We start from the raw sequence: 20,291 nt of genomic DNA, 5'->3' as shown, positions 1-20,291 counted from the left end.
CATGGCAGAAGAAGATATCCGTGCCACGCGGTTAGAGAAAGTCGAGCAGTTGCGGCAGTTGGGTTTAAACCCCTATGCTTATCGTTGGGAATCTACCCACCATGCAGCTCAATTACAAGAAAAGTATGCCGACTTACCCAGTGGGGAAGAGGTAGAAATAGAAGTAGCGATCGCAGGGAGAATCATCGCGCGCCGCGTTTTTGGCAAACTGGCTTTCTTCGGCTTGCAAGATGAGACTGGCACGATCCAGTTATATCTAGATAAAAAAAGAATCGATACTGCGATGGCAGAAATCGATTCAGATGCCTTCAACCATCTGAAGCAACTGACAGACGCAGGGGACATCTTGGGCGCAAAAGGGACGATCAAACGCACGGAAAAGGGCGAATTATCGGTTTTTGTTAACCAATACGCTATTCTTACCAAATCTTTACTTCCCTTACCTGATAAGTGGCATGGCTTGACTGATGTAGCTAAGCGCTATCGTCAGCGCTACGTAGATTTAATCGTCAATCCAGAAGTCCGACAAACTTTTCGCCGTCGCGCTCAAATTACGGCAGGCATTCGCCGCTTTTTGGAGCAGCAGGGTTTTATTGAAATTGAAACTCCTGTACTACAAGCAGAAGCAGGCGGGGCTGATGCTCGTCCCTTCATCACGCATCACAACACCCTAGAGATAGATTTGTATCTGCGGATTGCCACAGAGCTTCATCTCAAGCGGTTGGTTGTGGGTGGATTTGAGAAAGTCTTTGAATTGGGGCGAATTTTTCGTAACGAGGGCGTTTCTACCCGCCACAACCCAGAATTTACTTCGATTGAAATTTACCAAGCCTACGCCGATTATCACGACGTTATGCAATTGGTAGAAAATATCATTACTACCGTGACGCAGGAAGTCTTAGGCACGCTGCAAATTACTTATCAAGGTGAGGCGATCGATCTCACACCCCCGTGGCGCAGGGTTACGATGCACGCTCTCGTACAGGAGAAAACAGGGTTAGACTTCAACGCTTTCTCAAGTTTAGACGAAGCAAAGGCGGCGGCGAAACAAGCAGGAATTCAAGCGGTTGAGGAATGTGCTTCGATTGGCAAACTCTTGAATGAGACGTTTGAACAAACTTGTGAAGCAACACTGATTCAACCTACATATGTTATTGATTATCCAGTGGAAATTTCGCCGCTTTCCAAGCCTCACCGCTCGAAACCTGGTTTAGTAGAGCGATTTGAATTATTTGTCGCTGGGCGCGAAACCGCCAACGGATTTTCTGAGTTGAGCGATCCGATCGATCAAAGACAGCGATTAGAAGCTCAAGCAGCCCGTAAAGCAGCCGGAGATTTAGAAGCTCACGGAGTAGACGAAGACTTTCTCACAGCTTTAGAGTATGGCTTGCCACCTACGGGCGGTGTCGGCATCGGGATCGATCGCCTGGTGATGCTCTTAACTGATTGTGCCAGTATTCGGGATGCGATCGCCTTTCCTTTGCTCAAACCAGAAGCGAGTGAATAGGGAGTGGTTAGTGGAACCAGTGGCTAGTGGCTGGTGGCTAGTGGTAAATCGGGTGTAGGGTGTGGGGTGTGGGGTGTAGGAGATTTTAAATTTCTTTCTCCGCGACTCTCCCTCAGCTCCCTCAGCCTCCTCAGCTCCCTCAGCTCTCTTCTTCCCCTCACTCCTCGCGCCTCACTCCTCGCTCCTCTACTGTTCCATCAAGCTTAAGAAAACCTCTTCCAGCGTAGGGCTGAGTTTGCGGACTTCTTCTACTTCTACTCCAGCTTGGACTAACATTTTGACGATGGGAGCAGCACTGATGAATTGATGTAGGGAAATAGTTAAGCGATCGCTCTCATTGTTAATTTTAGAAATGTCAATCTCAGCAATGAGCGGTTGAGACTCTAACCAATCGATCGCATTTGCTGTAAATCCACGTCCGATAATTTCTAGTTTGGGATTGCCAGCTTGCGATCGCAATTCATCGGGATGTCCCACTGCTAAAAGTTTACCTTGACGAATCACGCCGACTTGCTGACACAATTTTTCGGCTTCTGCCAAGTTATGAGTCGTTAAGAATACTGTCACTCCTTCTCGCGCTACCATTTCCTGAATGTTGTCGCGCAAAGCAGCAGCAGCGACGGGATCGAGTCCGATGGTGGGTTCGTCGAGAAAGATTAACGGGGGAGAATGTAACATCGCCCTAGCGATCGCGAGTTTTTGTTTCATGCCCCGACTCCATTCTCCTACTCTTTGATGGCGGCGCTGCCACAAACCCATGTGTGAAAGTAATTCTTGAATCCGCGATCGCCTTTTGGCTGTAGGAATGCGCCAAGCTCGGGCATAAAATTCTAAGTTATCTTCTGCACTGAGTCGTTCGTAAAGTCCTGGGTGTTCCAACAAAGCACCCGTGCGCTGGCGAATAGCATGGGAATGGGTACGGCAATCAAAACCCAGCACTTCAGCTTGACCAGCCGTTGGCTCTAAAATTCCTAGTAGAAGCCTAATTGTCGTAGTTTTACCAGAACCATTCGCCCCCAAAAAGCCAAACACAATTCCTTGAGGGACTTCCAGCGATAAGTTGTCCAAAGCCGTGACACTACCAAAACTTCGACACAGTTGAGTAGTCCGAATTGCATTAGCACTCATGTCAAGCTGTTGTATGGTGCTGCTCTAGGGTACTGTAAAAATGGTCATTGGTCATTGGTCATTGGTTGACGGTTGACGGTTGACGGTAAACACTGCGCTACACTACCCCTTCGGGGAAGCAAGCTACGTGAAGACGGTTGACGGTTAACCGATCGCTGATAACTGATAACTGATAACCAATTTGCAAAGTGTCACTCGCTACTGTTTTCCCCTAGAGGAGTAGCCTAAACTAAAGTTGTGTGTGAGGAGTGGTATTAAAGAAAAAGCTCTTGGGGTCGAAACACGGCAAGACTCCCAGGAGCTTTTTCCATTGTGAGGCTATAAATAACGCTGTTACTGCTCAATTTTTGCTATTCAAGAATCGCGATCGACACTTCCCACGAACTAAGAATCATTCTTTAACTTTGTTAGTGAGAGTTAGAATCCCCAACTTTTACCTACTAACTTTTACTCGATAACTGCTCCCTGCTCCCTGTTCCCTGCTCCCTGCTCCCTGATAAATGCTCGATTTTGGTTCCCAACAACTTGAGAAATTCTGCTAACCAGTTAGGATGAGCGAGCCATGCGGGTGCTGTAACTAGATTTCCATCCACCATTGCCTCATCTGGAGGTATGTGAACGTATAAACCACCAGTCTTCATTACATCGGGTCCACAGGCTGGGTATGCAGTGCAACTCTTACCTTGTAAAACATCGGCGGCTGCTAAGACTTGTAAGCCGTGACAAATTGCCGCAATTGGTTTGTTGGTTTGGGCAAAGTGGCGTGTGATATCCAAAACTTTTTGATTGAGGCGGATATATTCTGGCGCTCTTCCACCTGGTATAACTAAAGCGTCGTAGTTTTCGGCTTTAACCTCGTCGAAGGAGGCATTTAAGGCAAAGTTATGTCCCGGCTTCTCGCTGTAAGTTTGGTCGCCTTCAAAATCGTGGATCGCCGTGCGTACCTTTTCCCCAACTTTTTTATCAGGACAAACAGCATGAACTGTATGCCCTACCATCTGTAGCGCCTGGAATGGAACCATGACTTCATAATCTTCTACATAGTCACCAACCAGCATCAAAATTTTTTTCGCCGTCATTGGTTTAGTCCTCCTTTGTCATCGGTCATCGGTCATTTGTCATTTGTCTTTCGTGGCAAGCGATCGGTCTCAAATTTTAACTTTTGACTTTTGACTTGTGACTTCTGACTGCTTTTTTCGTTTATTATCCGCGATCTGTTAGCGTGCTTGACTTAGGTAAAGTAAAAACAAGTTGTGCATCTCTCTAATCGTCATGAACTATGAGGTATTTGCTTTTACTACAACATAAGACGTAGGTTGGTGTCATAACCGATAACTAATAACCAGCAGTGACCAGTTATCAGTTGTCAGTTATTTCCGACTTACGACTTACGACTTACGACTTACTAATGACTAATTTTTACTACAATAAACTAGGTGACAGTGCATCTGTACTGTTATTTCTAGATCGAGGGTGTGGTGCAGTAGCCTAAATGATTCCAGTCCAACTTATACTCAAAAACTTCCTCAGTTATCGCGAGACGACTCTTGATTTTAGCGGACTACATATTGCCTGTATATGTGGCTCGAATGGCGCGGGTAAATCGTCTCTACTGGAAGCGATTACCTGGGCGGTTTGGGGTCAGAGTCGTGCTGTCGCCGAAGATGATATCATTCATTCTGGAGCAAAAGAAGTACGGGTTGATTTTCTGTTTTACAGCGATCGCCACAAATATCGCGTGATTCGTACCCGTTACCGAGGACAAAGCAGTTCCCTAGAGTTTCAAGTTGAAACGCCACAAGGTTTTCGCTCGCTGACTGAAAAGGGAGTCCGAGCCACTCAGTCATTAATTTTAGAACACGTTAAGCTGGACTACGAAACATTTATTAACTCAGCTTACTTGCGTCAGGGACGAGCTGATGAATTCATGCTCAAGCGCCCAAACGAGCGCAAAGAAATTTTGGCGGAGTTACTCAAACTGCATCGTTATGACGAACTAGAAGAACGGGCAAAAGATCTGTCGAAATCTTTTCGCGCTCAAGCCGATCAACTAGAGCAGACTTTGCAATCGATCGCCACCCAATTACAACAGCAAGAAGCGATCGCCACTCAGCTAGCAGAAATTGAAGCTCAAGTCAACCAGTTGCAGCAAGAACAAGCTTTTGACGAGATTCAACTCAAAAGCTTACAAGTCATCCGCAGCCAACAACAAAACTGGGAACAACAATTAAGTTTCCTCAAACAGCAATCTCAAAATTTAACGGCAGATCGCGATCGCCTCCAACAAGAGCATTTAGCGATCGAGTCTCAACTGGCAGCTGTAGCAGAGATTTTAGATCGAGAGTCAGAAATTAAAGCCGGATACCAACATTACCAAAATCTCTTGGGGCAGGAAGAAGAATTCAGCGCCAAATTTCAGGAATATACCCACGCCCAACAACAACGGACTCAATTACAGCAGCAACTCGTACAACAAGTTAACGAACTTCAGCGCCAATTACAACGTGCTGAAGGTCAACTCGTTATTTTACAGCAGCAAGAACAGGAAACCCAACAAGCTCTGAGCAAATCGGCGGAAGTAGAAGCAGGAGTCTTACAACTCGCCGCCGCCCGCGATCGCTTGGCAAATTTAGATCGGCTGCAACTCCAAGTCTCTCCTTTAATCCAGCGGCGTAATACCCTGCAAGCTCAAATTGATAAAGTCCAAGCGCGGTTAACTGCGAAACTAGAAGAACTGGAAACGCAACAAATTACCTTGAGCCAGCAGCAATCGACTCAGTCACAGTTACAACAAACCGCGACAGAAGTAGCAGTCCAAATCGAGCAGCTAGAGAAAGATAAAGTCTATATCGAACGGGTACGGGAAAAAGGACAGGAACGCCGCCATTTTCTCGAACGCCTGCAAGAGCAACAACGAGAATTTGAAAAGCAATTAGGAGAAGTCGAGCAAAAAATTCAGATGCTCTCCGTACCGGATGCGGTGTGTCCCTTGTGCGAGCGTCCTTTGGACGAACATCATTGGAATCGCGTGGTAGACAAAACTAAAGAACAGAAAAGGGATACTGAAGAACAATTTATAGTTGTCCGAGAACAGCTGGTAGTCACGGAAACTGAAATTCAAGAACTGCGACGACGATATCGGGAAGTCGCGCAGAAACTTACCCAATACGATGCTTTACGAGAGCAACGGGGACAGGTGATCGCGCAACTATCTGCTAGCGATGAGTTGCAAAGTCGCTTGGAACAAATTGCAGCAGAAAAACAACACCTAGAGCGATCGCTAGCTCAGGGAGACTACGCCGCCGATTTACAAACAGAATTAAATCAACTCAATTCCCAACTTCAACAACTCAACTACAGCGAAGAAAGCCATGCTTTAGCGCGGAGCGAAGTTGATAAATTACGATGGGCAGAAGTGCGACAAGCACAAATTAAAGATGCTCAAAAGCGACAGGCACAAATTATCGCCCGACAACCGGAGATGAGAACGCAAATTGACGATCTGTCTCAGCAAATTGAGCAATACCAAGTTGAGTCTGAATGTGCCAAACAAATCGCCGCGATCGCCAGTCGGATTGATCGGATCGGTTACGATCCAGATCGACACAGCGCCCTCAGAACGGCAATTCGACAAGCCCAAGCATGGCAATTGAGCTATCAACAACTGCTCTCGGCTCAAGAACAATATCCTCAACTAGAGCAGCGATCGCGTGATTTAGCGGCAGCAGTACAAGCCAGAACCGCCGAACGCCAAGTTATTGCCGTTCAGATTGAAGAAGTAATTCAAAAACTAGAACAGTCTCCCAACACGACAACGGAAAGTCAAACTTTAGAATCGCAATTGGCGTTTCGTCGCCGCCAACTCGACGATCGCCTCAGCCAGTTAGGACGCTTGCAGCAGCAATCTCAACAATTAGCTGCGATGCAGGCTCAACACGAACAACAGCAGCAACAGCTCCAAGTCGCTCGTCGGCAACAGCGAGTTTATCAAGAATTAGGGCAGGCGTTTGGCAAAAATGGCATTCAAGCGCTGATGATTGAAAATCTACTCCCTCAACTCGAAGCCGAAACCAATCAATTGTTAGCGCGACTGTCTGCCAACCAGTTGCACGTCCAATTTATTACTCAAAAAACCGGACGTAGCGGACGCGCGGCGAAAAAAAATGCCAAAACGATCGACACCTTAGATATCTTAATTGCCGATGCACGGGGAACCAGACCTTACGAAACTTACTCTGGCGGCGAGGCATTTCGGATTAACTTTGCCATTAGACTAGCGCTAGCGAGATTGTTAGCCCAAAGAGCAGGAGCATCTTTACAATTGTTGATCGTCGATGAAGGTTTTGGCACGCAAGACCAAGAAGGATGCGATCGCCTAATTGCCGCAGTAAACGCGATTGCGGCTGACTTTTCCTGCATTCTCGCAGTAACGCACATGCCCTATTTCAAAGAAGCTTTCCAAGCCCGGATCGAAGTTGTCAAAACGCAAAATGGCTCGCAGTTGAGTTTGTCAATGTAAGTCGTAAGTCGTAAGTCGTAAGTCAGAATTAACTGATAACTGACTTTTGTACGGGCGGATTTTGAGCAAAAATTTATAGCTTTGACTGTCAATCTATTTGCTAAACCCGCCCCTACGATAACTGATAACTGACAACTGATGACTAATCTACGGTTAGACTATCAAGATACGTTGCTTTAAGCCAGAGAGTCTGATAAGATGATGCTAATAGCAAGTAATATCATGAGCTTATGAGCAGGCTAGGACAGTTGCAAGTAGCAAGCACTGATGAAACTATCGGTAAGAACGCGATCGGTAATGCTTATGTGAGTCAGCAACATCAACGCGAACCGATGTTTTACTATTTTGCTTACGGCTCTTGTATGTGTCCGGTAGATTTAAAGCGATCGCTCGGTGAAAAAACTCACATATATGCGATCGGTCCTGCGACTCTCAAAGGTTACAGGTTGGGCTTTTATTCTTACTCTCCGTTGCGAAACTCTGGTGTATTGGATGTCGTCCCCGATGAAACAGCCAGTGTAGAAGGGGTATTGTACATGCTACCAAAGCGCCTCAGCCAAGCCCTCGATCGCCGTGAGGGAGTCTCCGAAAATTGGTATCGTCACGAAAGAATCAGCGTCCACAGCCGAGAACGTATCTACAAAGGCGTGAGGACATACGTTGTCGTGAATAAACTAACAACAGAAATGCCCCCGAACGACTGGTATTTTGATGTAGTTCTCAGAGGTGCAGTGACCTGCGGCTTATCAGAACAGTATTGCTGGCAATTATTCAACCGTATGTACCAACTGCAAAGGCAATTGGTAATTAATAATTAATAATTGGTAATTGGTGAGTGGCTGGTGGCTAGTGGCTAGTGGTTAGTAGCTAATGGTTGAACTCTTTTCTAGTCACCAGTCACCAGTCACTAGCCACTAATAACTATTAACTGTTAACTGTTAACTGATAACTGATAACTGGTTTGCCTGTCTCAATTGGCAAAGATGGATCGCGAGACCATTCATTCCAAGAAGCAAAATAGTTTCTCACGTTTTTAATTCCCGCTTCTTGAAGGGCAATTAAGGTGTTGGAGGCGCGAGAACCTTTAAAACAGTAGACATATACCGTTGACTCTGGAGTAATGCCCACCTTCTCGCACATCGCTAAAATTTCTTCTTTAGAACGAAATGTAGGAATTTCAGCGTTGGGAACCATGAAGTCATACCACTCAATCCAAACCGCACCGGGAATCCTACCTTTGCGGGGGCAGAAATCTACACCATAGGGAGAAGAACTGTCACCCATCCACTCATCACGATCGCGCACGTCTAACTTGATAATGGCTGGGTCGTCCAAAGATTGCAACATCTGTTCTGTAGTCACCATAATTGCCGGATCGATGTCCATCACAAACGTTGTTGGTTCTGGTGTAGGAACTTCAGCAGTTGTCGGCAACCCCATCTTTAACCAAGCTTGATAACCGCCATGCAATACAGATACTTGCTGACAACCAAAATACTTCAGCAGAAAGTATCCTCGACAAGATTGTCCAAAGCCTTTATTCATTGCCTCTTCGTAGATGACAATCTTTTCTCTACCTGAAATACCAGCTGCGCCTAAAAGTTTGGCAAATTCCGCGTGCAGGCTATTCAATCCTTCGGGTGTAGAGGCAGCTAAATAAGTAAAAATCTCGCGAATATTGACTGCACCAGGAACATGGGCAATTGCGTACTCTTCTGAAGCGCGAGTGTCAACGATCGCTATTGGCTCCTGCTGCACTAAAGTCGCAAGTTCTTCTGGGGAAATCAGCGGTTTCATTGTTTTGCCTTATTCCTATTTGATTTGGACAATCTTACGGACTTACGGACTCACTCTGAAGCACCACAGTCAAGTGAAATGGGCAAGCGGGGCTTAACAGTCAGCACCCGCACCCAGTAACTAATGCATTCCACCAAGACTGGTGCTATTAAATAGAACGTTCTATCCACTAACTAGTATTAAGGTAGTTAGCACAAATAAAAAGTGTCTCACTATACCAGCTGGCTTATATCTTTAGGAATAGGCATTCATTTTACGTAGAACACAAGAAAGTTAAGTATAAATGTTTTTCTGTGATTTTTAAATACAAATGACTAGCGTAAGAGCTTACAGCCACTTCAGCAAAAAAAATTTGTATAAAAAGTGTCTCGCTTGAGAGATTTTAGACTAAGAGTACAAGAGATATTATGAATGCAAGCGAAACATTTAAGTAACAGTTATCAGTTATCAGTAGAGGGTGGCTAGTCAACGCTGGTAGCTAGAAAATATTCCAACCACTAGTCACCAGCCACCAGCCACTCTTGAACAACCGATCGCTCGTAATTATTTTTTATTATTTAGATCGGCAGGATTGATATTTATTAAAGGTAGACTACTGTTGCCGCTCATGACTGTAGGAAAACGCCCATCCCATTTTTCAATTGCTTGTTTTTGCAATATTTCTGGAGTCAAAGTGAGTCGCTGCAATCTTTGCGCTTCTGCTTGTCCTTTAGCGCGGTTAACTTCTGCTTGTGCTTCTTTTGTCGCTTTTAAGGCAACAAAATCGGCTTGCTTGGCTTCTTGTTCGGCAATTTGTTTTGACTCAATAGCTTTACTAAACTCTGGCGAGAAGGAAAAATTCACTAGAGAAACGTCGTCTACCATGACTCCATAATCTCCTAAACGAGATTTTAGAGCCTCGTCAATTTCTGCCTTCAATTCTGTTCTTTTGGTAATAATTTCTTCCGCAGTTTTTTTTGCAGTTGCCGCTTTGAGAACTTCAGAGACGGCTGGGGTGATGATACCGTCAACGATTCGTTCTTCATCTCCGACTCGTTGAAAAATTTTATTGACTTGCGCGGGATCGATGTGCCAGTTAACAGCTAATTCCGTGGTAACTTTTTGCAAGTCTTTAGAAGCAGCATCAGCATTAAAACTATTTTTCTGAACCCGCACGCTCAAATTTTTAACTGTGGTGACAAAAGGCATAATTAGGTGCAATCCTTCATCTAAAATCCCCTCTTGAACTTTGCCAAATTGCATCATTACACCTCTTTCTCCTGCATTAACGATCGCAAAAGGGCGAAAGATAAATGCCACGATCAATAGAACGATCCCGCCAGCAAAAGGTAAACTTGTTTTAAGATAATCGCTGTTTCTCATAAAATTAGTGGCTAGTGGCTAGTGGCTAGTGGTTAGGTAAAAAGTCAAGTTGCTGTCTACTTATTAATTCAGTTATTAAATACCAATCATTCATTGCTAATTTCTACTGTTTAGCTTTAATTGTATTAAGCACTCAAATAATATAATCTGGGGAAAATTGCTAAAAATCTTAAGATAAGCCTATCCCTGGATCGCGATTCGCTGATAACTGATAACTGATAACTGATAACTGATAACTGATAACTGATTCATGAAAATTAACCAACGCCATACTTGGGCTTTAACTACAGCAGAAGCGATCGCAATTCAAGAAAAATTACGAGGTGAAATTATTACTACAGATCGCATTCAGACCCCGGTACGGTATGTTGCAGGCGTAGATATGGGTTTTGAGGCAAATGGTACGATAAGTCGAGCTGCGGTTGCCGTGCTGAGCTTTCCGAGTTTGCAACTGCAAGAAACAGCGATCGCGCGTCGTCCGACAAGTTTTCCCTATATCCCAGGATTCTTATCATTTCGGGAAGTTCCTGCCGTTCTTGATGCCTTGGAAAAAATTAACATTACACCAGACATTATCTTGTGTGACGGTCAAGGAATTGCCCATCCACGCCGATTCGGGATCGCTTGTCATTTAGGGCTAATTGTGGATATACCAACTATAGGCGTAGCCAAGTCTTTACTGATTGGCAAACATCAAGAAGTCCCAGCAGCACGAGGTAGTTGGCAACTATTAACTGATAAAGGAGAAACTATTGGTGCAGTGCTTAGAACCAGAACTGGGACAAAACCACTATATATTTCTAGCGGGCATCGAGTCAGCTTAATGACTGCGATCGATTATGTTTTGCAATGTACGCCAAAATATCGTCTGCCAGAAACTACCCGCATTGCCGACAAATTAGCCTCGGCAAAGCAGTAAACCGCGCCTCTACTGAGTTGCGATCGCAAAGTTAATCCAAAATCTAAAATTCAAAATCTAAAATTGGTTGACACTACAGAGATGATTAAAAGATCATCATATGGGCATCTGCTGCTGGAGGAAGTTATGCACGCAGTTATTCTCGTTTTAATTGAAGTGCTGATCGTCATAGCACTCTCGCGGATTGTGGGAATGGGATGTCGCTGGATCAAGCAACCATTAGTCATTGGTGAAATCGTTGCGGGAATTATGCTTGGTCCCTCGCTATTTGGTTTAATTGCCCCAGATCTTGCCGCAGCATTGTTTCCATCTGAAACGCTTCCTTACCTAAACGTGCTGTCTCAGATCGGACTGATCTTTTTCATGTTTTTAATTGGCTTAGAGCTAAATCCTAAATACTTGAGCGGACAGTTAGATATAGCGATCCTTACTTCTCACGTCAGTATTTTAGTGCCTTTTTCTTTGGGGACGCTCTCAGCCATAATTCTTTATCCCTTAGTATCTGATGGGAGTGTTTCCTTCACTGCCTTTGCCCTGTTTCTGGGCGCAGCAATGTCAATTACGGCATTTCCAGTCTTAGCGCGGATTATTACCGAGAATAACTTGCAGCGATCGCGCTTGGGTACGTTAGCGCTAACGTGTGCGGCAGTGGATGATGTCACGGCTTGGTGCGTTTTGGCAGTGGCGATCGCAGTCGCAAAAGAGGGTGATTTTGTCAAGGCTATTCCGACAATTATCGCGGCGATCGTCTACATAGGCTTGATGGTGACAGCAGGGCGCTGGTGTTTACGGTATATTGCCAAACTGTTTCATCGTACCGGACGTTTGACGCAATTTCTCTTAGCTTGCATTTACATGGGGGTGGTGATCTCTGCTTTAATTACCGAAGTCATTGGCATTCACTTGATTTTTGGGGCGTTCTTAGTCGGTGCAGTCATGCCCAAAGATCACGATCTGGTGCGGGAGATTGCCCAAAAGACAGAAGACTTCGTTTTAATCTTTTTACTCCCCGTCTTTTTTGCCTACAGCGGGATCAGAACCCAAATTGGTTTGCTCAACCGCCCGGAATTATGGCTGTTGTGTTTATTGGTTCTAGTAGTGGCGATCGCGGGAAAGTACATCGGTACTTATGTAGCGGCGCGTGTCAGTGGCATCGATAAGCGGGAAGCATCAGCCTTGGGTTGGTTGATGAATACCCGTGGCTTGACAGAGTTGATCGTCCTTAACATTGGTTTGAGTCTAGGCGTGATCTCGCCTTTACTATTTACCATGTTGGTGATTATGGCATTGGTGACAACGTTTATGACCTCACCATTGCTGGAATGGACGTATCCAAAACGACTGATTAAATTAGATTTGGTAGAACCAGAACCACAACAAGCAGGTGATATAGAGCCTGTAACTCCAGCGTATAGAATTTTAGTCCCAGTAGCAAATCCCAGTACTCAACAAGGACTGTTGCAATTAGCAGCAGCGATCGCTGGCGGGCAATCGTCTGCTGCGATCGTCCATCCGCTCAGTTTGATCGAAATTGAAGAAGACTACGCCTTCCAAAGTACGCCAGAAGCCGCTGACAGGTTAATTCAAGAGCGCTACCAACAGCTAGAAGAATCGATCCAAACTCTAGAACCACCGTCAATTCGTTCTCTAATTCATCCCATCGTTCGCGTCAGCAACGACGTTGCTAGAGCTACAACCGAGATTGCCAAACTTGACAGCGTTAGTTTAATTGTCGTCGGTTGGCATCGTCCGGCTTTTAGTAACAATCGTTTAGGTGGACGTGTCGGTCAAATTCTCAGTCTTGCTCCAGTAGACGTAGCAGTATACATCGATCGCGGCAAACAAAACTTAGAATCGCTGCTAGTGCCTTATATTGGCAATATTCACGATGACCTAGCGTTAGTCATGGCTCTGCGCCTGCTAGCGAATTGCGACACGGCATCTTTGTCAGTGCTGCAAGCAACACCAGCAACACCAGCAACAAGCGAGTTCAGTTACGAGTTACGTAATGTTATGCAACAACTGCCCCAGAAAATGCGCGATCGCATTTCTATAATTCAACCAAAAGAAACTTCCGAACCGATTTTAGCAGTCGTAGAAGCATCAGCCCATGTCGATTTAACCATAGTTGGCATGAGTCGCGCCTGGGGAATCGAACGACAAACTCTTGGCAGATATACAGATGAATTAGCCATCCAGTGTCAATCTTCCCTGCTAATTGCCCGTCGCCACAGTCAAGTCAGTTCTCACCTTGATGTTATCAGTTATCAGTGAACAGTTATCAGTTATCAGCGAACAGGAGCCAGAGGCGATTCACGCACCACGCACCACCCAATTACTAATTACAATCCAATTACCAATTACAATTACCATCGTTCATGAAAAATCACTTCAACCTCAAATCTTTAGCTTTTTACGGTATTGCAATTGGTTCGGTTTTACTGTTGTTTAAAGTTGTTTCTGCCTACGGGGAGGCTAATCTGAAAGCACAGCCATCAATTCAAGGACGTTATCTGTTGTCTCTCGACCAAAATTTGCCTGATTGTCTAGAGCTATCAAACTTAGTGTTAGACATACAGCAATCTGGTATTTACTTAAACGGGTCTTTATTATTAGCAGAAAGTAGCTCACACAAGGCTAGAGTTGGAGAAAAAAGACCGACTCTCACAGGAAAACTAAGCGATCGCACCTTGCAGTTCACTGGCAATGTTCCTTTAGCGACAATTTGTCGCCGACCTGTAGCAGCAGTTGTAAATGCGATCGCGATTTCTAGTCAGATTCAACCAGAAAAGATTGCGGGTAAACTCAGCATAGGTGAGACAGCTAGAGAAATTGCCTTTACTGCTAAACGACTAGAATCTGGTGAATCCAATAATAGTGAGGAGTGAACAGCGATCTGTTATAACTTTTGACTTTTAACTTTTGATTTCTACTACAATAAGGGCAGAATCAAACAAGGACTCAACGATGGATATTGAAACTTTGAAAGCAAGAATTGTCGTACTTGAAGAAAAACGCGAATCATTGTTGCGCTTGTTAGAACAACCTAACTTAGGCACGCTAAGAATAGATGTCAATCAAGCTTTAGAAGAAATGGACGACTTACTTGATGAATTTAAGCGCACTTTTCCTGACAACGCGACTAACTAATCTATTATTTCCTGCGCTCTAAAGGAAAAGCACCGGAAGCCGATTTCTAGAATCGCTTTCCAGTGCTAACAAATCGTATTGCCCACTACGAACTCATCTTGTTCAAACCATTGTTTACGAGCGATTTATTTCTTGTTGTTGTTTTAATTCTTTAATAATATTCATCAATTCTGGAGTGGCAATATCTTTCCTACAAACTGCATCAAAGCAGGCAATTGCTTGACGATCGTGAAGTTTTGGATCTTCTACAGAAGAATAGGCAATAATTTGAGTCTCTGGCTGCATATCTTTAATCTTGGCAGCGGCACTCCAACCATCCATAACTGGCATTTGCAAGTCAAGCACAACCGCATCTGGATGAAAGCGCTGCGTCATTTCTATAGCTTCTTTGCCGTTACTGGCTAATCCTACTAGTTCTAAATTTTCCTGGTGAGCGATCGCTAGCTTCAGAGTGAGACGAGTAAGTTCGTGATCGTCTACAACCAAGACTCTGACAATGGAAGGTTCGCAAGATAACATCAGCATTTTAAACCGAATAAGATTACCAGGACGGACGAGCGTATACTATTGATTTTCACAGTATATTTTTGTTCGAGGTAAAGTCACCTCTGCCTTACGATGGAATGTAGGGAGGACTATTGATAGTTAATGGTTGATAGTTGTTGGTTGTTAGTTGTCGATCGCTACTCACTGCTCGCTTGTTGTTCCTGGGTTGAGAGCCATTTCCATAAATATTTTCTGAGAACTCGATTGGGGAGTATTAGCGGCAGGACGGCGCTGAATGTAATGTCCGTCAGGCTGTAAGTCCCAAGCTTGGCGATTATCGGCAAGCATGACTCCGAGAATTTCTTGTAAATCTTTGGCAAGATGGCGATCGTCAATTGGGGTGACAGCCTCAACCCTGCGATCGAGATTGCGTGGCATCCAATCAGCACTGCCGATATAAATCTCTTCTTCCCCATTGTTGTGGAAATAGAAAATACGGGAGTGTTCTAAAAAGCGCCCAACGATACTTATAACACGAATATTCTCGCTTACTTCCTTAAGTCCAGGTAGCAAACAGCACATTCCTCGAATAATTAAATCGATTTGCACGCCAGCGCGAGAGGCTTCGTAGAGGGTAGCAATAATTTGCGGATCGACCAAAGCATTCATCTTCGCTACGATCCGACCAGTACCACCATTTCTACAGCACTCGATTTCGCGCTGAATTAAAGCCACCATGCGATCGCGCAAATTAACTGGTGCAACCAATAGCTTGCGATATGATTGTTGGCGCGAATATCCAGTTAAGTAATTAAATAAGTCTGTCAGATCGGCTCCCAATTCCTCCCGACAGCTAAACAGTCCCATATCAGTATAAATTCTGGCTGTTTTGGGATTATAGTTACCCGTGCCGATATGGACGTAACGTCGGATGCGATCTGTTTCCCGCCGCACGACCATAACGATTTTCGAGTGAGTTTTCAATCCGACAACGCCATAGACTACGTGAACTCCAGCTTTTTCTAACCGTCGCGCCCAGTAAATGTTATTCTCTTCGTCAAACCGCGCTTTGAGTTCCATTAAAACTGCAACTTGTTTACCGTTTTCAGCGGCGGCGATCAAAGCGTTAAGAATAGGGGAATCGCCAGAGGTGCGATACAGCGTCATTTTAATCGCTAAAACATCCGGGTCGTGAGCGGCACTACTAATAAACCGCAGTACGGTGGAGGAAAAAGAATGATATGGGTGATGAACTAAAGCATCCTTTTCTCGAATCAGGCTGAAAAAATCGGTTCCTTCTTCGGTATCTGCTAAAGCAGGACTGAGGCGTTGCAAGCGTGGAGGAACGACGGATTTCCAAGGCGGATCTTTCAGTTCTGGTAGCGGTAATGCCATAAATGACATTAAATCTCCTAGTCCCAATATGCCATCAATTTCGTAAACTGCTCTTTCTTCTAAATCGAGTTCTCGTAACAGTCTATTACGTACCAAGTCTGGCATTTGAGACTGAATTTCCAGTCGGACTGTCGATCCACCAATACGGCGCTTGCGCAGTTCTTGTTCGATCGCCAATAATAAATCGTCGGCTTCGTCCTCTTCCAGTTCTATGTCAGCGTCGCGGGTAATCCGAAACAGGTGATATTCTAAAATATTCATCCCTGGAAACAAGGATTCTAAGTTATGGGCGATCGCTTGTTCTAGAGGTACTCCCGTCCAATGCGCGGGTTTGTCATGGTGTTGTACCCGCAGTTCTTCTGGAAGCGGCAAAAATCGCGGTAAGACTTTTGGCACTTTCACCCGTGCAAATAATTCTTCTTCCGTCACTGGATTTTTCATCACCACGGCTAAATTCAAGCTGAGGTTGGAAATGTGGGGAAAGGGGTGACTCGGATCTACAGCTAGAGGGGTGAGGACGGGAAATATTTGTTCGTCAAAGTAATGTTCCAGGTACGTCCGCTGTTCCTGGTTCAAGTCCATGTAATCTAAAATATAGATTCCCTCTCGGGCTAAGGCAGGTCTGAGGACTTGCTCGAAATGGCGGTGTTGTTGCGATACCAAGGGACGCAGGCGTTGAGCAATTGCTTCTAGCTGTTCTTCTGGGGTGCGTCCGTCAGGACTGAGTTTGCTGACTTTAGCAGCTAGTTGCTGGCGTAAAGCTGCTACCCGCACCATAAAGAATTCGTCTAAGTTAGAGCTGAAGATTGCCAAGAACTTCAATCGTTCTAGTAAAGGCGATCGTGGGTCGCAAGCTTCATGTAAAACTCTATTATTAAACTCCAACCAGCTTAACTCGCGGTTGAAGTAGTACTGCGGATCTGTGAGATGAATTTCAGTAGCAATTTCTTTTGTAGTGGTTGTTTTTTTAGTTCTAGGCATAGAAGTTTTGGCTGCAAAGCTAGAATGGTGGTGCTACTCTACAGAGGATAGTCAACTCCGAACGCCTCGTCCTCTATCCCCCGCCACCATTCTCCCAGATTCATCAATCCTTGGTGTATGTCTGCCAACTCTTTAGCATATTCCTCTGGGGTGAGTAGGTGCGATCGTTCTTGTAGCTTCTTCAGGCGCAATTGCAGTAGCAGCCAGGGTTTAGTTATACCATCTGTGTTTTCGATGTAGCGCGCTAGTTCTTCACTATTCATAAGATTTTAATTGTAATTTAACCAAATGGTAATAAATTTTTAACTCTGTTGAGATGGTAGTGCGTAGAGGCGATCGCTTTTATGCAATTATTTTATTAAACTTTTAACTGCATAGTTTTTTTATATTTTTTTGCGCTCGGTTTTTATTTATGGGAGATACCAAATACATGCCAAACTTCGATCGCGAAATGGAAACCCTTTATGAAAAAGACCGTTAAGCTTGGCGAGAATGGTTAGAAAAAGACCATAATAGCTCTAATGGTATTTGGCTAATCTACTATAGAGTCAAAAGTGGTAAGCCTAGTATTTGATATAGTGAAGCAGTAAAAGAAGCTCTATGCTTTGGCTGGATTGATAGTAAAGTACAATCTTTAGATAAAGAATGCTACCGACAAATATTTACACCTCGAAAACCAAAAAGTGTATGGTCAAAATTAAATAAGCAATATATTCAAGAATTGACAAAACAAGATTTAATGACTGAAGCTGGTTTAGCACAAATTATAGCAGCAAAACAAGACGGTTCGTGGAATACTTTAGATGCTATTGAAGAATTAATTGTTCCAATAGACTTACAGCAAGCACTCGCAGAAAATGAAGTTGCTAACAAATACTTTGCAGCTTTTAGTAACACGGTAAAAAAGAATATATTATTTTGGATAGCTAGTGCAAAACGTCCAGATGACATGGGGAATAATAAGCTAGAACTAGCATAATTTTATCCATGAAACTGCTTTCATACTTTGGGTGGCAGAGAACCACAAACGAACTATCTCATCCAGCATCTAGAAGAATGCCTATGCAGTTAGTATTGGCAGTGCCGTTTATGCTGCATATTATGGCAACAGTTGGATTAGTTGGCTATTTTTCTTTCAAAAACGGTCAGCAAGCAGTCGATCGCCTTGCCGATCGCTTAATAGATAAAGCTGGCGATCGCATTCAAGATCGTCTCTCTGCTTACTTTGCAATTCCCAAACAAATTAATCAAATCAATTTAGATGCAGTTGAATTAGGTTTGCTCGATTTAAAAGACTTCGAGCGCACCGGACATTACTTCTGGAAACAAATGCAGGTATTCAATGTTGGTTATATTAACTATGCCAACATCCAAGGTGAATTTATTGGTGTGGAACGTCTCAATAACGGTCATTTACTCATCAATGAAACTCTGAAAACAGCACCTAGTCGCCAATCTATTTACACCACAGACAATCGAGGAAATCGCCAAAGTTTAAAGAAAATTATTGGTCATATTGAACCAGTGCAACAGGAGGGTTGGTATGCTGATGCAGCCAAAGCAGGTAAACCCGTGTGGAGTTCGATTTATCAATGGCGAGATAAACCCGAAGTTTTATCAATTTCTTCTAGCTATCCCGTACGCGATCGCCAACAGAAATTTATTGGCGTGATTGGAGTCGATCTGATTCTGTCACAAATTAGCGATTATTTACATGAATTGCCAGTCAGTTCGTCGGAACAAATTTTCATTATCGAACAGAATGGTTTATTAGTAGCTAGTTCTAGTTCCGATCGACCGTTTGCGATCGTCGATCGCCAAGCACGAAGAATACATGCAGTCGATAGTTCCGATCCAGTAATCAAACAAACTACAGAGTTTTTGCTCAAAAAATTCAACAATCTAAACGGAATTCAAACCGAACAACATTTCGAGCTAAAAATTAAAGGAGTGCGGCAATTTGTTTGCATTAAACCTTGGAAAGATAACTATGGCTTGAATTGGTTAATAGCGATCGTCTTGCCTGAATCAGATTTCATGCAAGACATTCACGATAATAACCGCACGACAGCCGTGTTATGTTTGACAGCTTTAATTATCACAACTGCATTGAGTACGCTTACATCTCGCTGGATTACAATTCCAATTCGACGCTTAAGTCGAGCCAGTCAGGTATTAGCGCAACAAGCTGCGATCGGAGAGTTTACGCATACTAATTTGAACCGTCAATCTGTAGAAAACATTGACGAACTAGCTGTACTCTCTGACTCATTTAATCGAATGGCAGCTCAATTACAAATATCTTTTACTGAAATTACTACGAAAAATTTAGAAGTCGAGCAAGCTTTGGTGAAAGAAAAAGAGCTGAGCGAACTTAAATCTCGTTTCGTCAGCATGACTTTTCACGAATTTCGCACCCCTTTAACGGCAATTTTATCCTCTGCCGAACTACTCGAAGACTACGGTGCAATTTGGCACGAAGAGAAAAAGCGCCATCATTTACAGCGAATTCAAACTCAGGTTAAGCACATGACATCTCTATTAAATGACGTGCTAGTGATGGGTAAAGCCGAAGCGGGAAAACTCGAATGTCAAGTCACTCCAATAGATTTATTTCAGTGGTGTCGGAGTTTGGTTGAAGAAGTTCAACTCATAACAAAAACCCATGAAATTGTATTTCATTCTCAAGGAAAAGCAGAAATCGTACGGCTAGATGAAAAACTATTGCGACACATTTTAACTAATTTACTATCCAATGCAATTAAATATTCTCCAAGTGCAACTGAAGTTAATTTTGATTTGATCTGGGAGCCAAACCAAATTATCTTTCAAGTTCGCGATCGAGGCATTGGCATTCCTGCCTCAGACCGGGAGAATTTATTTGACTCGTTTCATCGTGCTACAAATGTAGGCAATATTGCGGGAACGGGTTTAGGATTAGCAATTGTAAAAAAAGCTGTCGAAACTCACCAGGGAGAAATTTGGTTTGAAACTCAAGTTGGTATGGGAACTAAATTTATTGTTGCGATTCCTCTGGTCAGTTAACA

General features: G+C 44.0%; 16 protein-coding genes and 1 pseudogene. 9 read left to right on the top strand and 8 right to left on the bottom strand.

What is annotated here, in order from left to right; genetic code table 11:
* Position 1: 1 nt before the first annotated feature.
* Entirely contained in the window at positions 2-1,507 is a 1,506-nt protein-coding gene (gene lysS, locus QH73_RS08270; protein WP_039716796.1) for a lysine--tRNA ligase, read from the top strand.
* Positions 1,508-1,530: 23 nt separating this feature from the next.
* Here lysS and QH73_RS08265 read toward each other — a convergent pair whose 3' ends face one another.
* From QH73_RS08265 to QH73_RS08255, 3 genes are all read right to left on the bottom strand, one after another.
* On the bottom strand, positions 1,531-1,668 hold the full coding sequence (locus tag QH73_RS08265) for a hypothetical protein (protein ID WP_165587642.1): 138 nt from the start codon (positions 1,666-1,668) through the stop codon (positions 1,531-1,533).
* Positions 1,669-1,693: 25 nt separating this feature from the next.
* Positions 1,694-2,635 carry an ABC transporter ATP-binding protein gene (locus QH73_RS08260; protein ID WP_039716797.1) on the bottom strand — a complete coding sequence of 314 codons (942 nt, stop codon included), beginning with the start codon at positions 2,633-2,635 and terminating at the stop codon, positions 1,694-1,696.
* A gap of 440 nt (positions 2,636-3,075) precedes the next feature.
* Positions 3,076-3,714, bottom strand: a complete 639-nt coding sequence (locus QH73_RS08255; protein WP_052290189.1) for a DJ-1/PfpI family protein — start codon at positions 3,712-3,714, stop codon at positions 3,076-3,078.
* Positions 3,715-4,127: 413 nt separating this feature from the next.
* Here QH73_RS08255 and sbcC point away from each other — a divergent pair, with 413 nt between their 5' ends.
* A complete protein-coding gene (gene sbcC / locus QH73_RS08250) occupies positions 4,128-7,154 on the top strand; it encodes an exonuclease subunit SbcC (RefSeq protein ID WP_039716798.1) in 3,027 nt (1,008 codons plus the stop codon).
* Between the two features lie 332 nt (positions 7,155-7,486).
* Entirely contained in the window at positions 7,487-7,972 is a 486-nt protein-coding gene (locus tag QH73_RS08245) for a gamma-glutamylcyclotransferase (protein ID WP_236146972.1), read from the top strand.
* A gap of 106 nt (positions 7,973-8,078) precedes the next feature.
* Here QH73_RS08245 and QH73_RS08240 read toward each other — a convergent pair whose 3' ends face one another.
* Both QH73_RS08240 and QH73_RS08235 read right to left on the bottom strand, forming a co-directional pair.
* Entirely contained in the window at positions 8,079-8,951 is an 873-nt protein-coding gene (locus QH73_RS08240; RefSeq protein ID WP_039716800.1) for a sulfurtransferase, read from the bottom strand.
* A gap of 543 nt (positions 8,952-9,494) precedes the next feature.
* Positions 9,495-10,313 carry a prohibitin family protein gene (locus QH73_RS08235; protein WP_039716801.1) on the bottom strand — a complete coding sequence of 273 codons (819 nt, stop codon included), beginning with the start codon at positions 10,311-10,313 and terminating at the stop codon, positions 9,495-9,497.
* Positions 10,314-10,563: 250 nt separating this feature from the next.
* Here QH73_RS08235 and nfi point away from each other — a divergent pair, with 250 nt between their 5' ends.
* The 4 genes from nfi to QH73_RS08215 all read left to right on the top strand — a co-directional run bounded on the left by nfi (position 10,564) and on the right by QH73_RS08215 (position 14,382).
* Positions 10,564-11,232, top strand: coding sequence for a deoxyribonuclease V (gene nfi / locus QH73_RS08230; RefSeq protein WP_039716802.1), 669 nt, complete (start codon positions 10,564-10,566; stop codon positions 11,230-11,232).
* Positions 11,233-11,358: 126 nt separating this feature from the next.
* Complete coding sequence (locus tag QH73_RS08225; protein ID WP_039716803.1) at positions 11,359-13,506, top strand: cation:proton antiporter; 2,148 nt, start codon at positions 11,359-11,361, stop codon at positions 13,504-13,506.
* A 104-nt stretch (positions 13,507-13,610) separates the two neighbouring features.
* Positions 13,611-14,120 carry a hypothetical protein gene (locus QH73_RS08220; RefSeq protein WP_039716804.1) on the top strand — a complete coding sequence of 170 codons (510 nt, stop codon included), beginning with the start codon at positions 13,611-13,613 and terminating at the stop codon, positions 14,118-14,120.
* Positions 14,121-14,199: 79 nt separating this feature from the next.
* The gene (locus tag QH73_RS08215; RefSeq protein WP_039716805.1) at positions 14,200-14,382 is read left to right on the top strand and encodes a hypothetical protein; all 183 of its coding nucleotides are present in this window, start codon (positions 14,200-14,202) and stop codon (positions 14,380-14,382) included.
* Positions 14,383-14,496: 114 nt separating this feature from the next.
* On the opposite strand, the gene QH73_RS08210 is transcribed toward QH73_RS08215, so the two are convergent.
* The 3 genes from QH73_RS08210 to QH73_RS08200 all read right to left on the bottom strand — a co-directional run bounded on the left by QH73_RS08210 (position 14,497) and on the right by QH73_RS08200 (position 17,507).
* Entirely contained in the window at positions 14,497-14,907 is a 411-nt protein-coding gene (locus tag QH73_RS08210; protein ID WP_039716806.1) for a response regulator transcription factor, read from the bottom strand.
* A gap of 162 nt (positions 14,908-15,069) precedes the next feature.
* Positions 15,070-17,244, bottom strand: coding sequence for a polyphosphate kinase 1 (gene ppk1, locus QH73_RS08205; RefSeq protein WP_039716807.1), 2,175 nt, complete (start codon positions 17,242-17,244; stop codon positions 15,070-15,072).
* Between the two features lie 38 nt (positions 17,245-17,282).
* Complete coding sequence (locus tag QH73_RS08200) at positions 17,283-17,507, bottom strand: hypothetical protein (protein ID WP_039716808.1); 225 nt, start codon at positions 17,505-17,507, stop codon at positions 17,283-17,285.
* A gap of 167 nt (positions 17,508-17,674) precedes the next feature.
* Here QH73_RS08200 and QH73_RS08195 point away from each other — a divergent pair.
* Positions 17,675-18,223: pseudogene (locus QH73_RS08195) on the top strand (YdeI/OmpD-associated family protein).
* Between the two features lie 8 nt (positions 18,224-18,231).
* Entirely contained in the window at positions 18,232-20,289 is a 2,058-nt protein-coding gene (locus QH73_RS08190; protein WP_132866822.1) for a sensor histidine kinase, read from the top strand.
* The last annotated feature ends 2 nt before the right edge of the window (positions 20,290-20,291 follow it).

The organism is Scytonema millei VB511283 (genome assembly GCF_000817735.3).
GTDB classification, from domain to species: domain Bacteria; phylum Cyanobacteriota; class Cyanobacteriia; order Cyanobacteriales; family Chroococcidiopsidaceae; genus Chroococcidiopsis; species Chroococcidiopsis millei_B.
This window is presented reverse-complemented; position numbering and strand designations above follow the sequence as displayed.

Excerpts from the sequence above, each read along its gene's own strand:
- lysS (WP_039716796.1), top strand. The coding sequence starts at position 2 with ATGGCAGAAGAAGATATCCGTGCCACGCGGTTAGAGAAAGTCGAGCAG.
- QH73_RS08260 (WP_039716797.1), bottom strand. The coding sequence starts at position 2,635 with ATGAGTGCTAATGCAATTCGGACTACTCAACTGTGTCGAAGTTTTGGT.
- QH73_RS08255 (WP_052290189.1), bottom strand. The coding sequence starts at position 3,714 with ATGACGGCGAAAAAAATTTTGATGCTGGTTGGTGACTATGTAGAAGAT.
- sbcC (WP_039716798.1), top strand. The coding sequence starts at position 4,128 with ATGATTCCAGTCCAACTTATACTCAAAAACTTCCTCAGTTATCGCGAG.
- QH73_RS08245 (WP_236146972.1), top strand. The coding sequence starts at position 7,487 with ATGTTTTACTATTTTGCTTACGGCTCTTGTATGTGTCCGGTAGATTTA.
- QH73_RS08240 (WP_039716800.1), bottom strand. The coding sequence starts at position 8,951 with ATGAAACCGCTGATTTCCCCAGAAGAACTTGCGACTTTAGTGCAGCAG.
- QH73_RS08235 (WP_039716801.1), bottom strand. The coding sequence starts at position 10,313 with ATGAGAAACAGCGATTATCTTAAAACAAGTTTACCTTTTGCTGGCGGG.
- nfi (WP_039716802.1), top strand. The coding sequence starts at position 10,564 with ATGAAAATTAACCAACGCCATACTTGGGCTTTAACTACAGCAGAAGCG.
- QH73_RS08225 (WP_039716803.1), top strand. The coding sequence starts at position 11,359 with ATGCACGCAGTTATTCTCGTTTTAATTGAAGTGCTGATCGTCATAGCA.
- QH73_RS08220 (WP_039716804.1), top strand. The coding sequence starts at position 13,611 with ATGAAAAATCACTTCAACCTCAAATCTTTAGCTTTTTACGGTATTGCA.
- QH73_RS08215 (WP_039716805.1), top strand. The coding sequence starts at position 14,200 with ATGGATATTGAAACTTTGAAAGCAAGAATTGTCGTACTTGAAGAAAAA.
- QH73_RS08210 (WP_039716806.1), bottom strand. The coding sequence starts at position 14,907 with ATGCTGATGTTATCTTGCGAACCTTCCATTGTCAGAGTCTTGGTTGTA.
- ppk1 (WP_039716807.1), bottom strand. The coding sequence starts at position 17,244 with ATGCCTAGAACTAAAAAAACAACCACTACAAAAGAAATTGCTACTGAA.
- QH73_RS08200 (WP_039716808.1), bottom strand. The coding sequence starts at position 17,507 with ATGAATAGTGAAGAACTAGCGCGCTACATCGAAAACACAGATGGTATA.
- QH73_RS08190 (WP_132866822.1), top strand. The coding sequence starts at position 18,232 with ATGAAACTGCTTTCATACTTTGGGTGGCAGAGAACCACAAACGAACTA.